General features: G+C 61.8%; 12 protein-coding genes and 4 tRNA genes. 10 read left to right on the top strand and 6 right to left on the bottom strand.

Annotation, left to right across the window (positions count from 1 at the left end):
- Complete coding sequence (locus NVV93_RS11210; protein ID WP_258250731.1) at window positions 1-768, bottom strand: hypothetical protein; 768 nt, start codon at window positions 766-768, stop codon at window positions 1-3.
- 218 nt (window positions 769-986) lie between these two features.
- Between NVV93_RS11210 and NVV93_RS11205 the strand changes: the two genes are divergently transcribed.
- The 4 genes from NVV93_RS11205 to NVV93_RS11190 all read left to right on the top strand — a co-directional run bounded on the left by NVV93_RS11205 (window position 987) and on the right by NVV93_RS11190 (window position 1364).
- Window positions 987-1062, top strand: a tRNA-Glu gene (locus NVV93_RS11205).
- Window positions 1063-1083: 21 nt separating this feature from the next.
- Window positions 1084-1159 (top strand) — tRNA-Gly (locus tag NVV93_RS11200).
- A 31-nt stretch (window positions 1160-1190) separates the two neighbouring features.
- A tRNA-Glu gene (locus NVV93_RS11195) sits at window positions 1191-1266 on the top strand.
- A 22-nt stretch (window positions 1267-1288) separates the two neighbouring features.
- A tRNA-Gly gene (locus NVV93_RS11190) sits at window positions 1289-1364 on the top strand.
- Between the two features lie 93 nt (window positions 1365-1457).
- On the opposite strand, the gene NVV93_RS11185 is transcribed toward NVV93_RS11190, so the two are convergent.
- Both NVV93_RS11185 and NVV93_RS11180 read right to left on the bottom strand, forming a co-directional pair.
- Window positions 1458-1868 (bottom strand): PA2817 family protein, encoded by a 411-nt coding sequence (locus tag NVV93_RS11185; protein WP_258250730.1) that lies wholly within the window; start codon window positions 1866-1868, stop codon window positions 1458-1460.
- A gap of 217 nt (window positions 1869-2085) precedes the next feature.
- Entirely contained in the window at window positions 2086-4533 is a 2448-nt protein-coding gene (locus NVV93_RS11180) for an acyl-CoA dehydrogenase (RefSeq protein ID WP_258250729.1), read from the bottom strand.
- A gap of 307 nt (window positions 4534-4840) precedes the next feature.
- On the opposite strand from NVV93_RS11180, the gene NVV93_RS11175 reads away from it, so the two are divergent.
- The 3 genes from NVV93_RS11175 (at window position 4841) to NVV93_RS11165 (ending at window position 7399) form a co-directional block, all read left to right on the top strand.
- Complete coding sequence (locus tag NVV93_RS11175) at window positions 4841-5515, top strand: transglutaminase family protein (RefSeq protein ID WP_258250728.1); 675 nt, start codon at window positions 4841-4843, stop codon at window positions 5513-5515.
- Between the two features lie 160 nt (window positions 5516-5675).
- Window positions 5676-6608, top strand: a complete 933-nt coding sequence (locus NVV93_RS11170; RefSeq protein WP_258250727.1) for an ABC transporter ATP-binding protein — start codon at window positions 5676-5678, stop codon at window positions 6606-6608.
- Between the two features lie 11 nt (window positions 6609-6619).
- On the top strand, window positions 6620-7399 hold the full coding sequence (locus NVV93_RS11165; RefSeq protein WP_258254342.1) for an ABC transporter permease: 780 nt from the start codon (window positions 6620-6622) through the stop codon (window positions 7397-7399).
- Between the two features lie 135 nt (window positions 7400-7534).
- Here NVV93_RS11165 and fusA read toward each other — a convergent pair whose 3' ends face one another.
- The 3 genes from fusA to NVV93_RS11150 all read right to left on the bottom strand — a co-directional run bounded on the left by fusA (window position 7535) and on the right by NVV93_RS11150 (window position 11916).
- Window positions 7535-9580 (bottom strand): elongation factor G, encoded by a 2046-nt coding sequence (fusA, locus tag NVV93_RS11160; protein WP_258250726.1) that lies wholly within the window; start codon window positions 9578-9580, stop codon window positions 7535-7537.
- Window positions 9581-9871: 291 nt separating this feature from the next.
- Window positions 9872-11242 (bottom strand): heavy metal sensor histidine kinase, encoded by a 1371-nt coding sequence (locus tag NVV93_RS11155; protein WP_258250725.1) that lies wholly within the window; start codon window positions 11240-11242, stop codon window positions 9872-9874.
- Window positions 11239-11916, bottom strand: coding sequence for a heavy metal response regulator transcription factor (locus tag NVV93_RS11150; protein WP_258250724.1), 678 nt, complete (start codon window positions 11914-11916; stop codon window positions 11239-11241). Before NVV93_RS11150 ends, NVV93_RS11155 begins: the two co-directional genes overlap by 4 nt.
- Before the next feature lie 163 nt (window positions 11917-12079).
- Between NVV93_RS11150 and NVV93_RS11145 the strand changes: the two genes are divergently transcribed.
- Genes NVV93_RS11145 through NVV93_RS11135 form a run of 3 tightly spaced genes read left to right on the top strand, consistent with a single transcriptional unit; the run spans window position 12080 to window position 14995 of the window.
- Window positions 12080-12625: a plastocyanin/azurin family copper-binding protein gene (locus NVV93_RS11145; RefSeq protein ID WP_258250723.1), complete on the top strand. Its 546-nt coding sequence runs from the start codon at window positions 12080-12082 to the stop codon at window positions 12623-12625.
- The gene (locus tag NVV93_RS11140; RefSeq protein WP_258250722.1) at window positions 12622-14298 is read left to right on the top strand and encodes a copper resistance system multicopper oxidase; all 1677 of its coding nucleotides are present in this window, start codon (window positions 12622-12624) and stop codon (window positions 14296-14298) included. The genes NVV93_RS11145 and NVV93_RS11140 overlap by 4 nt, the downstream gene beginning before the upstream one ends.
- Window positions 14288-14995, top strand: coding sequence for a copper resistance protein B (locus NVV93_RS11135; RefSeq protein WP_258250721.1), 708 nt, complete (start codon window positions 14288-14290; stop codon window positions 14993-14995). Before NVV93_RS11140 ends, NVV93_RS11135 begins: the two co-directional genes overlap by 11 nt.
- Window positions 14996-15098: the final 103 nt, after the last annotated feature.

Genomic DNA, 15098 nt, shown 5'->3' with positions numbered 1-15098 from the left:
TCAGTCGTAGATCTGCTTTTTCTTCCAGTCCTCTTCGTCTAGCGACTTGAGGCCGTCATTCAGCTCGTATGATTCTTCTTCCGCCGGCTTGATGGTATCCAGCACCATCGAGTTGGCTCGGGCCAGCTGCATTTCCAATTGCTTCAAGGCTGCCTGGTAAGGCGTGGGGTCAGTCTGCTTGCGCAGATATTGCACGCCGCGTTCGAAAGCCAAGCGCGCCTGGCCGGGCTGGTTCTGCAGCAGGGCTTGCTGGCCAAGGTTGTTGAATAGATCGATGTTGGTATTCACCAGCATCTGACGAATCTCGTTTGCCCAATATTTGCCTTGCTGTTCGGGCAGTACGCCTTCTTTTACCGCACGGCTCAGCTGGCCGTGAAGGTTTTCCAGCAGATAGCGAATGTCTTTGGCTTGGGCTTCGCTGAGGACTTTTTGTGGTGGGTTGCTGATCGCAATCGATTCGCCATTGTCGATCAAGCCGCGTAGCTCTGCGATGCGCACCTTGAGGGCGTTGTTGTGTTTGTCCAGCGGCAGCAATCGCTCGCTGCCATGCAGTTGCAGGCGCGCCAGTAGGAGCTTGAGCTGCGGCGACATCAGCTGGCCGGGAAGCGCTTCAGAAATCTCGCTACAGCGCCTCACGCGGTCCGAAAGGTCAGCCCTGCGTCGCGCTTTCTCGAGTTTGTTGTGTTCAACAATGTGGTTGATATAACCGATGGCGATCAAGATAACGATGCCGCCTACAATCAGTAGGGTAATTAGAAGTGAAGACACCGGGCACCTCGGATATTGTTGTTTCTCGCGAGTGTAGAGACATCCACTCCTGGCTCATAGAGGAAGCCCGGTTTTCGCTCAGAAGTCTTTGATTTTGAAAAAAAATTGATTGAGGGTTGACGGACTTTAAAAGCCTTCATAGAATGCGCGCCACTTTCAATGCTAAGGCAAACAGCCCGCATCGAAAGCCGAAATAGGCGTCAAGCTGTTGTGCCTGAGTCCCCTTCGTCTAGTGGCCTAGGACACCGCCCTTTCACGGCGGTAACAGGGGTTCGAGTCCCCTAGGGGACGCCATTTCGGTTGCCAAGTTGTATTGCGGGAATAGCTCAGTTGGTAGAGCACGACCTTGCCAAGGTCGGGGTCGCGAGTTCGAGTCTCGTTTCCCGCTCCAGTTTAATAAGCGATGCTTAAGTGCGTTGTTTGTCCCCTTCGTCTAGTGGCCTAGGACACCGCCCTTTCACGGCGGTAACAGGGGTTCGAGTCCCCTAGGGGACGCCATTTTGGTTGCACCAAGTTGTATGCGGGAATAGCTCAGTTGGTAGAGCACGACCTTGCCAAGGTCGGGGTCGCGAGTTCGAGTCTCGTTTCCCGCTCCAAATAAACAAAAACGCCGCTCATTGAGCGGCGTTTTTGTTTGTGTTGGAAAAGCCTCAAAACAAGGCCCGCACGGTATCGACGGGCCTTTCGTATCAGTGTTTGCTGCTTGCCTGCGGCAACGACAACAGTTGCTTTTCCTGACTCCAATCGAACGGTTCATCATTCTCTTCGGCTTCGTAGCGGCGCTCGTCGAGGCGCTGGAACAGTTCGATCTCTTCGTCCGGCATGAAATGCAGGCAGTCGCCACCAAAGAACCACAGCAGGTCGCGCGGCACCAGATGGGCGATCTGCGGATAGCGGTGGAAGATCTGGCTGATCAGGTCCTGGCCCAGATACAGATTGCTTTCCGGATCCTTGGGTAGCTCGTGGAGCAGCTCGTCGAAACGCTCGAGGAAGAGCGCGTGGGTATCGTCTTCCACTTGTTCGGCTTCGCCCAGCGCGACCAGGATGCCGCGCAGGTGGTTGAGCAGGGCGAGGTGATGGTCGAGGTAGGCTGTGGCCATGATGATGATCCTGAAAAGCAAAACGGGCGCGGGAGTATAAATCCCCCCACAGCCGCTGTCGTCCGCAGGCCGTCTAGCAGGCCGTTGAAAAACTACCTGCGTTGCCGGTACGGCGTTAAAAACGGCCTCAAAATGCTCATTTACAGCGCGTAAACTGCGCTTTTTCGGCCGTTTTTGCCTTGTCTCGGCTGCCTCGGCTACATTTTTCAACGGCCGTCTAGCGAACTTTACCCAGATTCACGGTCAGCTCTTCCTTGGCGAAATCATCGACATCGATCACTTTGCGGCGCGCGTTTTCCGCGGCGCGTAGCTTTTGTACCTCCTCGGCTTGCAAGACGCCGCCAGCCAGCGCGGCATCCAGCAGCGACTGGCCGGGAGCCGGGTGGATTTGCCCGGACTTCAATGCGCTGTGCAGTTTCTGTTGCTCTGTCTGGCTGTCCGCCAACAAGGTCGCGGCGTGTTGTAGCGCGCCGACCGGGTCATCGGGATCGGTGGGTCGGTAGCAGCCTTCTAGTAGCGCCTCGAGGGCCGGGTCGCCTTTGGCACGGCCGAGAATCTTGGCGACATCGGCGTCCAGTCGATCTGACGGGCCTTTGTGGCGGCGCCCGAGCGGGAACACGACGATGCGCAGCAGGCAGCCGAACAGGCGATTGGGGAAGTTGTGTAGCAGATCGTTCAGCGCCTGCTCGGCCTTACCGAGGCTTTCCTCCAGTGCCCACTGCACCGAGGGTTGCAGATGCTCGGGATAATCGAGGTCGTGATAGCGCTTGAGCGCGGCCGATGCCAGGTAAAGATGGCTGAGCACGTCGCCTAAACGCGCGGACAGACGTTCCCGGCGCTTCAGCTCGCCGCCGAGCAGCATCATGCTGAAGTCGGCGAGCAGGGCGAAGGCCGCTGCCAGGCGATTCAGCGCGCGGAAGTACGGTCGGCTCAAATTGTCCCCAGGCACGTTTCCGAACAGGCCCAGCGATAGGCTGAGGATCAGGCTGCTGGCGGCATTGCCGACGGCGAAGCCAACATGGCGCATGAGCAGATCGTCGAATTCGACCAGGGCCTGATTGCGATCCTCGCGGCTGGCCAGGGCCATTTCCTGGAGTACGTAGGGATGGCAGCGGATTGCGCCCTGACCGAAGATCATCAGGTTGCGCGAAAGAATGTTGGCGCCCTCGACCGTGATGAAAATCGGTGCACCCTGCCATGAACGGCCCAGATAATTGTTGGGGCCCAGGATGATGCCCTTGCCGCCATGCACGTCCATGGCGTGGCTGATGCATTCGCGGCCCCGTTCAGTCAGGTGGTATTTGAGGATCGCCGACAGCACCGAGGGTTTCTCGCCCAGATCCACCGCGCTGGCGGTGAGGATGCGCGCGCTGTCCATCAGCCAGGCATTGCCACCGATCCGCGCCAGGGCTTCCTGGATGCCCTCGAACGCGGCCAGCGGCACATTGAATTGCTCGCGGATCTGCGTGTATTGGCCGGTGACCAAGCTGGTGTACTTGGCCGCGCCGGTGCCCACAGCGGGCAGAGAAATCGAGCGGCCCACCGACAGGCAGTTCATCAGCATCATCCAGCCCTTGCCGAGGTATTCCGGGCCGCCTATCAAGTATTCGAGCGGCACAAACACGTCTTTCCCCCAGTTTGGCCCGTTCATGAAGGCCGCCCCGAGCGGCAGGTGGCGCCGGCCGATATCCACGCCGGGGGTATCGGTAGGAATCAGCGCGAGACTGATGCCCAGATCTTCCTCGTCGCCCAACAGATGTTCCGGGTCGTAGGCCTTGAACGCCAGGCCCAGCAGGGTGGCGACCGGGCCGAGGGTGATATAGCGCTTCTCCCAGTTGAGGCGCAGGCCGAGCACTTGATCGCCTTGCCAGTCGCCCTTGCAGATGATGCCGGTGTCCGGCATAGCTCCAGCGTCGGAGCCGGCGAGCGGGCCGGTCAGGGCGAAGCAGGGGATGTCTTCGCCGCGGGCCAGGCGCGGCAGGTAATGCTTGCGCTGCTCATCCGTGCCGTAGTGCAGCAACAGTTCGGCCGGGCCGAGCGAGTTGGGCACCATCACCGTGGAGGCGAGATCGCCGCTGCGGGTCGCCAGTTTCATCGCCACCTGCGAGTGGGCGTAGGCGGAGAAGCCCTTGCCGCCGTATTCCTTGGGAATGATCAGGGCGAAGAAACCGTTGTCCTTGATGAACTGCCAGGCCTGCTCGGGCAGGTCCATCTGTTGGCCGATCTCCCAGTCGCTGACCATTGCGCAGAGCTCTTCAGTCGGGCCATCGATAAAGGCCTTTTCCTCCTCGCTGAGCTGCGCCTTGGGATAGTTCAGCAGGGTATTCCAGTCCGGCCGGCCGCTGAACAGTTCGCCATCCCACCACACCGTACCGGCCTCGATGGCTTCCCGTTCGGTGTCCGACATCGGCGGCAGGACGTTCTGAAACCAGCGGAACAGCGGGGCACTGATCAGTTGGCGACGCAGCTGGGGAAGCGCCAGCGGCAGGGCCACGGCGAGCCACAGCAGACCGAGGATGAGCATCAGCCAACCTGGCGCGTGACCAAACACGATCATCGCGATCAGAAAGACCGCGACCACCCCAAAGGCTGGCAAGGGGGCGGTGCGGCGATGGGCCAAAAAGGCCACGCCGAGAACTAGCACCAGTAACCACACGAGCAGCATGCGCATTCCTCCGTGGATATGACGGCAAGCCTTGCGGCTTACTGAAGAGCGTAGCCAACTGCATTCAGCAAGATGGCGACATGGGCGGTGAGCTTGGCCGAAACGTCGTGAGCGATGCGGTGGCGGTCTCGATAGACTGGCCGGCGAGCCTCAGAACCTGTTTACGATCTGCTGCGCGTCGGCCCTGCTGCGTTAAGAACAGGCTCAGAATGCTCATTTACAGCCCGTAAACTCCGCTTCTTCGCCTGTTTTTATCTTGCATGGCTCTAGCTCGCTAGATCGTAAACAGGCTCTCAGGAGAATCCTCATGCGCGAATACCTCGAGCCCGGCCGCTTCATCGATAGTGACCACCCACGGGTGGTGGAGTTCGCCGAACTATGGCGTGGCGCTAGCGCCGATCCACTCGACCAGGCGGTCAGTCTGTACTTCGCGGTGCGCGATGAGATCCGCTACAACCCCTACAGCTTCAGCATCGATCTGGACCATCTGACCGCCAGTCACGCCTTGCAGGCCGGCGAATCCTATTGCGTGCCCAAGGCCCTGTTGCTGGCCGCCTGCGCCCGGCATTGCGGGGTTCCCGCGCGTATCGGCCTGGCTGACGTGCGCAATCACCTGGCTACCCCACGCTTGCTGGAAATGCTGCGCAGCGAGATCTTCGCCATGCACGGCTACACCGAGCTGTACCTGCGTGGGCGCTGGGTCAAGGCCACGCCGGCGTTCAACCGCGAGCTGTGCCGCGCTTTCCAGGTGGCGCCGCTGGAGTTCGATGGTTTGCACGACAGCGTGTTTCATCGGTTCAACGACAACGGCGAGCTCTATATGGAATACCTCGCCGATCACGGCCAGTTCGCCGATCTCCCCGAGGCGCTGTTCTTCGGCCATCTGGAACAGAGCTACCCGCATCTGTTCACGGCCGACTCGCCATTCCTCGGCGGCGACCTGCTGGCCGAAGCCCTGCGTATGAAAGCCGTCGATAGCTGATATCGGGATTTGTGGCTTTTCTCCTGAGCCGCACCTGCTAGGGTGCAGGTCAGAGCTCGTTCGCCATCGCTCCTACAGCATCACTTTGAAACAGACCGTTGCAATTGGCCGGCCCAAGCTTTATCAAAGCCACCTTCATTTCGCTGAGTACCTGCCTCCCATGAGTTCCGCCTTGTCCATCCGGCAGCTGACCAAGACCTACGGTAACGGCTTCCAAGCGCTGCACGGCATCGATCTGGATGTCGCCGAAGGTGATTTCTTCGCCTTGCTCGGCCCCAACGGCGCCGGCAAATCCACCACTATCGGCATCCTGTCCACCCTGGTGAACAAGTCCAGCGGCACGGTCAACGTGTTCGGTCACGACCTCGACAAAGAACCCTATGCGCTCAAGCGCTGCCTCGGCGTGGTCCCGCAGGAGTTCAACTTCAACCAGTTCGAGAAGGTTTTCGACATCGTCGTGACCCAGGCCGGCTACTACGGCATCCCGCCGAAGCTGGCCAAGGAACGCGCTGAGCAGTACCTCACCCAACTCGGCCTATGGGACAAGCGTAATAACGCCTCGCGCGAATTGTCCGGCGGCATGAAACGTCGCCTGATGATTGCCCGCGCGCTGGTCCACCAGCCGCGCTTGCTGATTCTCGATGAGCCAACCGCCGGGGTGGACATCGAGCTGCGCCGCTCGATGTGGAGCTTCCTGACCGATCTGAATCAGCAGGGCATCACCATCATCCTCACCACCCATTACCTGGAAGAGGCCGAACAGCTGTGCCGCAACATCGGCATCATCGACCACGGGCGAATCGTCGAGAACACCAGCATGAAGGAGCTGCTGAAGAAGCTGCACGTGGAAACCTTCCTGCTCGACCTCAAGGATTCGCTGCCGGTAGCGCCGCAATTGAACGGCTACCCGACGCAGATGCTCGACCATCACACCCTTGAGGTGCAGGTGGAGAAAAGCCTTGGCTTGACCGAGTTGTTCCGCCAATTGGCGCTGCTGAACATCGAAGTGCTCAGCCTGCGCAACAAAAGCAACCGCCTGGAGGAGCTGTTCGTGTCTTTGGTCGAGAAGAACCTGGCGAAGGTGGCCGTATGAACACCGAGCTGATCAATTCCGAGCTGCGCGCCAACTGGGTAGCGCTGAACACCATCGTCTACCGCGAGATTCGCCGTTTCGTGCGCATCTGGCCGCAAACCCTGCTGCCGCCGGCGATCACCATGGTTTTGTACTTCGTCATCTTCGGCAACCTGATCGGTCGGCAGATTGGCGACATGGGCGGCTTCACCTACATGCAGTACATCGTGCCGGGGCTGATCATGATGTCGGTGATTACCAACGCCTACGGCAACGTGGTGTCGAGTTTCTTCGGCAGCAAGTTCCAGCGTTCGGTCGAGGAGTTGCTGGTGTCGCCGGTGTCGCCGCACACCATTCTGCTCGGCTACACCATCGGCGGCGTGTTGCGCGGGTTGGCGGTGGGCTTCATCGTCACCTTGCTGTCGCTGTTCTTCACCAAGCTGCAAGTGCATCACCTGGGCGTCACCGTGCTGGTGGTGCTGCTGACGGCGACGATCTTCTCGCTCGGCGGTTTCGTCAACGCGGTGTATGCGCGCAACTTTGACGACATTTCGATCATCCCGACCTTCGTGCTGACGCCGCTGACCTATCTGGGCGGGGTGTTCTATTCGATCAGCCTGCTGCCGCCGTTCTGGCAGACGGTGTCGCTGGCCAACCCGATTCTGCACATGGTCAACGCCTTCCGTTACGGCATTCTGGGGGTGTCGGATATCCGTATCGGGATCGCCATCAGCTTCATGCTGGTCGCCACCGCGGTGCTTTACGTCGTATGCATCCGCCTGTTGATCAGCGGGCGCGGGATGCGTCAGTAGTCTGCCCAACTATCGCTCGACCGTAGGAAACGGTTGAGCGCAGCGATACCCATCGGGAGCCCTGTTGGGTATCGCTGCGCTCAGCCTAGGCGGCCCCCACCAACCTACAAAGCCGCTGGGACTCGCCAGATCGGCTCAGTCTTCCTCCAGCACCGCCTTGTAGCTGGCCTTCAGCCGTTGCTGCACCTCTTGCGGCACGTTGTTGTAGTGGCTGAGCTGCATACCGTACGCGCCCTGGCCGGCAGTGATCGACTTGAGCCGGCCGGCATAGCCTTCCAGCTCGGCCAGCGGTACTTGGCCGCGAATCAGCGTCACCCCCTGCGATAGCGACTCGGTGCCGAGCACCTGGCCGCGCCGACCGATCAGGTCGGTGGTGATGTCGCCCAGCTTGGCTTCGGGGGCAGTGATCTCAATCGTCATGATCGGTTCCAGGGCAATGCAGCCGGCGGCGCGCAAACCGTCGAGCATGGCTTTGCGGCCTGCCGCCTGGAACGCCACGTCCTTGGAGTCGACCGCGTGGCTCTTGCCGTCATACACGGTGACTTTCACATCGGCTACCGGATAGCCGGCCAGCGGGCCGCTGTCGAGCACCGAACGCACGCCTTTCTCTACGGAGAGAATGAACTGGCCGGGAATCACCCCGCCCTTGACCTCGTCGGTGAACTCGAAGCCGGCGCCGCGCGGTAGCGGTTCGACGCGCAGGAATACCTCGCCGAACTGGCCGGCGCCGCCGGTCTGCTTCTTGTGCCGGCTATGGCCTTCGGCGGCTCGGGTGATGGTTTCCTGATACGGCACGCGCGGCGGGCGGGTTTCGACTTCCAGCTTGTAGTTGCCGGCCAGGCGATCGAGCAGGTAGCGCAAGTGCAACTCGCCCATGCCGCGCAGCACGGTTTCCTGGGTGGCGGGGTGGTAGTCGAGCTTGACGCAGGGGTCTTCGGCTTGCAGACGAGCAAGGACCTCGGCAATCCGCTGCTCGTCGCCGCGCCGCTTGGCCTCGATGGCCAAGCCGAGCATCGGCTCGGGGAAGTCCAGCGGCTTGAGGTGGATCTGGTCTTCATCGTGGGAGTCATGCAAGACCGCGCCGAATTCGACTTCATCGACCTTGGTCAGGGCACCAAAGTCACCGGGAATCAGTTGCCCGACTTCTTCGTGGCGTTTGCCTTGCAGGCGTAGTAGATGACCGAGTTTGAACGGCTTGCGGCCATCACCGACGAACAGCTGCATGTCGCGCTGCAAGGTGCCTTGATAGACGCGGAAGATGCCGAGTTTGCCGACAAAGGGGTCCATCACCACTTTGAACACGTGGGCCAGCGCGTGTTGTTGCGGATCAGGCTGGGCGCGAAATGGCTGCGCTTCGGCGCCTTCGCCCTTGATGAACAGCGGCGGGTTGCCCTCGCTCGGGTTCGGCGCCAGCTTGGCGAGGATATCCAGCAGTTCCGTCACACCGGCGCCAGTGCGCGCCGAGACGAAGCACAGCGGAATCAGATGACCTTCGCGTAGCGCCCGTTCGAAGGGCTCGTGCAGCTCTTCGGGGCTGATTTCGCCCTGGTCGAGATAGCGCGCCATCAGCTCCTCGTCGACTTCCACGACTTGGTCGACCAGGGCCTGATGGGCGTCTTCCACCGAGGAAAAGTCGGCATTGCCGGCGGGCTCGAAGAAACAGTCGACCACCCGGCTGGCGCCGTCGGCCGGCAGATTGAGCGGCAGCACTTCCTTGCCGAAGGTGGCGCGCAGCTCGGCGAGCAACGTGGGCAGGTCGACGCGCTCGGCATCGATCTTGTTGACCACCAACAGTCGGCACAACCCGCGCTCGGCGGCCAGATCCATCATCCGTCGGGTGGTGAGTTCGATGCCGCTCTGCGCATTGACCACCACCAGTGCGGTTTCCACCGCCGCCAGCGCGGCGATGGCTTGGCCGATAAAGTCAGGAAAGCCGGGAGTGTCGATCAGGTTGATCTCGGCGCCAGCGTAACTGCAATGCGCCAGCGCCGAGGATAGGGAGTGGTGGTATTCGCGCTCCATGGGGTCGAAGTCGCAGACCGTATCGCCGCGCTCCAACGTGCCCATGCTGGTGATCGCGCCGCTGCGGTGCAGCAGCGCCTCGGCCAGGCTGGTCTTGCCGCTGTCGCCCTGACCGACCAGGGCGACTGTTCGGATGGCATCGGTTGAATAGTTCGCCATGAGCACCTCCGCTTGCAGAATTTCTGCAGTATAGGTAGCCGAGGTTTTGGGCCCGGACGATGCGCCGGTTTACTGCCGTCCAGGTGACGGCCGGTGGCCGGAGAAGCGGCGTTTATTGATCCGGCCCTTTGATGTCTTCATTTTCGTAGGGTGGGTTAGGCCGCAGGCCGTAACCCACCGGCCGGCCTCAGGGATGCCTGCCGACATCCATGGCGGGTTACGCCGCTACGCGGCTAACCCTCCCTACGACTGCGGAGTGCCGGCTGAAAGCTCAAACTTCAGCGGGCCTGATCAATAGTTGGCGCTGGAGGGAAACTCCAAGATGAACCGCGTCCAGCCATCGGCTGACAGGCAGCGGATCTTGCCGCCATGGGCATGGACGATCGAGCGGGTGATCGCCAGGCCCAGGCCGGCATGTTCGGCTTGGCCTTCGCGGCGGGCCGGATCGGCGCGGAAGAAGCGATCGAACAGGCGCGGTAGCGACTCGGCGGGAATGGATTCACCCTGGTTGGCGACGATCAGGCGGATGCCGTCGGGGCCGGTTTCCGCTGTCAGATGGATTTCGCCGCCAGCGGGAGTGAAGCGCAACGCATTGTCCAGCAGGTTGGACAAGGCCCGGCGCAACAAGCTGCGGTCGGCTTGCAGCGGCGCCGAGCCAGAGACGCGCAGGCCGACGCCGGTTTCCTCGGCCAGCGGTGTGAAGTAATCGGCCACCGCCTGCAGCTCCGGGCCCATGTCCAGCGGTTCGCGGCGGGTGGGCAGCAGACCGTGTTCGGCTTTCGCCAGGAACAGCATGTCGCCCACCATCTGGGCCAGGTGCTGAAGCTCTTCGAGGTTGGAGTGCAGGGCTTCGCGGTAGCTCGGGAGGTCGCGCGGCTGGCTGAGGGTTACCTGCGTCTGGGTCAACAGGTTGGAGAGCGGCGTGCGCAGCTCGTGGGCGATGTCGGCGGAAAAGGCCGACAGCCGCACGAAGGCATAGTCCAGGCGGGCGAGCATGGCATTGAAGGCGCGGATCAGCTCGGTCAGCTCGACCGGCGCGTCGTGCTCGTCCAGGCGATGGGTCAGCGATGAGGCGGACATGCTGCTCGCTAGTTCGGTCATCTGCCGTAACGGGCGCAGGCCGCGCCGGGCTACCCAGGCGCCGAGAAGGGCGGTGGCCAGTGCGCTGAGGCCGACGGTTAGCCAGATCAGTTGCTGCATGCGTTGCAGAAAGTGCTGGTGATGGGTGATGTCGAGCAGCAGGCGCAGGCGCGGCGAGTCGCGCTGGCCCTCGTGCAACGGGGTATCCAGCACGCGGTAGTCGGTGGCATTGGCTTTCAGGTCGTGCAGGCCGGTGTGCAATGCGGGCAGTTCGACTTGCGCGGCGCTGCTGGCGAACCAGGTACTGCCGTCATGCCCCAGAATTTGCAGGCTGAGGTCCGGGTGGTGACGCAGTTCGACGTCTAGTGCCGGCCGATGGGCGTTCAGTGCGTTCGGGCTGTCGACGTTTTTCAGCAGGCTGCGAAATACCGCGACGCGGCTGTTCAGCAGTTGCTGGTCCAGTTCGATGAAGTGCGCCTCGCTGGCGCGGTTGAACAGGACTCCGGCCAGCAGCGAGACCGCCGCCGTGCAGGCGGCGAACAGTAGACCGAGGCGATTGGCCAGGGACAGGCGGGGGGTCACTCGCGCACCTCCAGCACGTAGCCCATGCCGCGCACGGTATGGATCAATGGCGCGGCGAAACCTTCGTCGACCTTGGCGCGCAGGCGGCGGATGGCGACCTCGATGACGTTGGTGTCGCTGTCGAAATTCATGTCCCAGACCTGCGAGGCGATCAGCGTTTTTGGCAGTACCTCGCCCTGGCGGCGCAGGAGCAGTTCGAGCAGGGCGAACTCCTTGGCGGTCAGGTCGATGCGCCGGCCGTCGCGTTCGACGCGGCGACGCAGCAGATCGAGGTGCAGGTCGGCCAGTTGCAGCTGGGTTTCCTGCGGGCCGGACTGGCTGCGTCGCAGCAGGCTGCGTACCCGGGCAAGCAGCTCGGTGAAGGCAAAGGGCTTGACCAGGTAATCGTCGGCCCCCGACTCCAGGCCGCGAACCCGATCGTCCACCGCATCACGGGCGGTAAGGATTAGCACCGGGAGCGGCAATCCCTGCGCACGCACGCGGGCGAGGATCTGCCAGCCGTCGAGGCCGGGCAGCATGATGTCGAGGATCAGCAGGTCATAGTCGCCGGAAAGGGCCAGATGCTGGCCCTCGATGCCGTCACGCGCCAGCTCGACGCTGAAACCTGCTTCGCCCAGTCCCTGTTGCAGGTAGTGGCCGGTCTTGGGTTCGTCTTCGACGATCAGCAATTTCATGGGTTTTCCATCAGCACTGTGTCGCGCTCCTATAAAGGGCGCATTTATACCCGGGCCTGATTGTCAGGAATGTCTTCCTGACAGATTTGTAATCTACCGGTCAGCTGGATGCCAGTTGCCGGTTCGTAGGATGGCGGCCTAGACCACAACTGGAATCGTGTTCATGTCCTTGCGCATCCTGCCGCTCCTGGCCGCTGTTTTTACCCTTCCCGTGCTCGCCGATACCCCGGCAGGCGGTTACTCCTTCGGCCATCCGGCCAAATCCGCAGGCGCCACCCGGACGGTGGAGATCGTCATGGGCGACATGTACTTCGAGCCGGCCAGCGTACAGGTCAAGGCCGGTGAAACCGTACGTTTCGTGCTGAAGAACGAAGGCAGCCTGCTGCACGAGATCAACCTCGGCGACGCCGGCATGCATGCCGAGCACCAGAAGCGGATGTTGATGATGCAGCAGATGGGCATGCTCACTCCAACCGGGATGAAGCATGACATGGGCGCGATGGACCACAGTCAGATGGGGCACGACATGGGCAGCGCGGACCATGCGGCAATGATCAAACACGACGACGCCAACAGCGTGCTGGTCGAGCCAGGCAAGACTGCCGAGCTGACTTGGACCTTCAGTCAGGCCACCGGCCTGGAGTTCGCTTGCAATATCCCCGGCCATTATCAGGCCGGCATGGTCGGCAACATCGAGATCACGCCGTGACCCGCCTGTGGCTGGCTGCCGGCTTGCTGTGCGGTAGCCTCTCCGTGCACGCCGGCACCTATGACTTGGTGATCGACGAGGGTGAGTTGCACCTGAGCGACGGCAGTCGTGCGGCGCTGACCGTCAATGGCCAGACCCCGGCGCCGGAGCTGCGCTTCCAGGAAGGCGAAGAGGTGGTGCTCAACGTCACCAATCGCCTGGATCGCGACACCTCGCTGCACTGGCACGGCATCCTGCTGCCCTACACCCAGGACGGTGTGCCGGGCATCAGCTTTCCCGGGATCAAGCCGGGTGAAACCTTTACCTACCGCTTCCGCATTCAGCAGGCCGGCACTTACTGGTATCACGCGCACAGCGGTTTCCAGGAGCAAGAAGGACTGTACGGCCCGCTGATCATCGAGCCCAAGGGCCGCGAACCGTACCGCTACGACCGCGAGTACACGGTGCTGCTGTTCGACTGGCAGGACGAAAAGCCCGAACGCACCCTCAGCAATCTGAAAAAACAGGCTGATTACTACAACGACCAGCAGCAGACGGCGGGTGATTTCTTCCGTGATGCGGGCCGCGACGGCTTCTGGGCAACGGTCAAGGACCGCTGGGCCTGGGGCGACATGCGCATGAGCAAGACCGATATCGCCGATGTCAGCGGCTTCCGCTTCCTGGTCAACGGCAAGGATGTCGAGCAGAACTGGACGGCACTGTTCAAGCCCGGCGAGCGGGTGCGCCTGCGCATCATCAACGGTTCGGGAATGAGCTATTTCGACCTGCGGATCCCCGGTCTGTCGATGACCGTGGTGCAGGCCGACGGCAACGACGTACAACCGGTGACCGTCGACCAGTTGCGCATTGCCGTCGCCGAAACCTATGACGTGATCGTCCAGCCCAAGGAGGACAAAGCCTACACCCTGTTCGCCGAGTCGATGGACCGTCGCGGATATGCCCGCGCCACGCTGGCCCCGCGTGCGGGAATGCAGGCCGAGGTGCCAAAGCTGCGTGAGCCGCGCCTGCTGAACATGGCGGACATGGGGGCCAGCCATGCGGGCATGACTCATGAGGGGATGGGGCATGGCGACATGGCTGGAATGAATCACGACCAGATGGCCGGCATGGATCACGCGGCGATGGGTCACGCCATGCCTGTCGGCAACCCAGACTACGCCGCTGGCAGTGGTATCGCGCCCGAGCCGGTTGATGGTGGTCGGGTGCTGGTCTATGGCGATCTCAAAGCGATGCGTCCGTTCGCTGACTATCGCGCGCCGGACCGCACTATCGAGCTGAAGCTGACCGGCAACATGGAGCGCTATTACTGGTCATTCGACGGCAAGAAATACTCGGAGGCCGAGCCGGTCCGCTTGAAGTATGGCGAGCGGGTGCGCATCCGCTTCGTCAACCAGACCATGATGAACCACCCGATGCACCTGCACGGCATGTGGATGCAGCTGGACAAAGGCAACGGTCGATTCAATCCGCTCAAGCATGTGGTCAACGTCGCACCGGGGCAGACCCTGGAAGTCGACGTGCCGGCGGATGCCAAGGGCGAGTGGGCCTTCCACTGCCACCTGATCTACCACATGGCCAGCGGCATGTTCCGCAAGGTCATCGTCGAGGCGCCGGATGGCGGCAGCCAGCCGTTCTATCCCGCGGCTCGGGAGGAGGGCGGCCATGCGCATTAATGAACGAGTGCTAGCCGGTGTGCTGATCGGCTTACCGTTATCGGCTTTGGCCATGGAGATGGACGACATGCCGGTCGGCCATTTCGCTGTCGATCGTCTGGAACAGCGTTTTCACGGCGACGATCAGCAACTGGCCTGGGAGGCCGAGGGCTGGTACGGCAACGATCGTCACAAGCTGGTGCTCAAAAGCGAGGGCGAACGCGATGCCGGCGGTCCGACCCAGTCGAGCCAGACGCAATTGCTCTACCGTCGGGAGGCCAGCACGTTCTTCGACTGGCAGGCCGGCCTTCGTTATGACGACCAGTCAGGGCCGCAACGCAGCTACGCGGTGCTCGGTCTCAAGGGGCTGGCGCCACAGTGGATTGAGCTGGACGCCAACCTGTTCGTCAGCGAGCAGGGCGATCCTTCGCTACGGGTGGAGGCCGAATACGAGTGGCTGTTGAGTCAGCGCTGGGTGCTCGAACCGAAGCTGGAATACGACCTGGCCATGGCCGACGACCGCGATCTGGACATTGGCGCCGGGGGCAGCACCCTGGAAGCCGGCTTGCGCCTGCACTATCGGATCACCCCGGCGTTCTCTCCCTATGTCGGCTACCAGTGGGAAAAGACCTACGGCCGCAGCAGCGACTGGCTACGTGAGGCGGGCGAGGATGACGAGGAGGGTGCTTGGGTGGTCGGCCTGCGATTCTGGTTGTAAGGCGTATCCATACTTTTGGGGGCGGAAATGCGCGCGCCAGTGGTCCAGGGGCCCTGAAAGCACCGAGGAAACTGTATACACTTGCCGCGTTTTTCTCCTTCCA

Origin of the sequence: Pseudomonas sp. LS44, from assembly GCF_024730785.1 — a bacterium.
Taxonomy (GTDB): domain Bacteria; phylum Pseudomonadota; class Gammaproteobacteria; order Pseudomonadales; family Pseudomonadaceae; genus Aquipseudomonas.
Note: the sequence above shows the minus strand (reverse complement) of the source record. Positions and strands in the feature narration are given on the sequence as shown.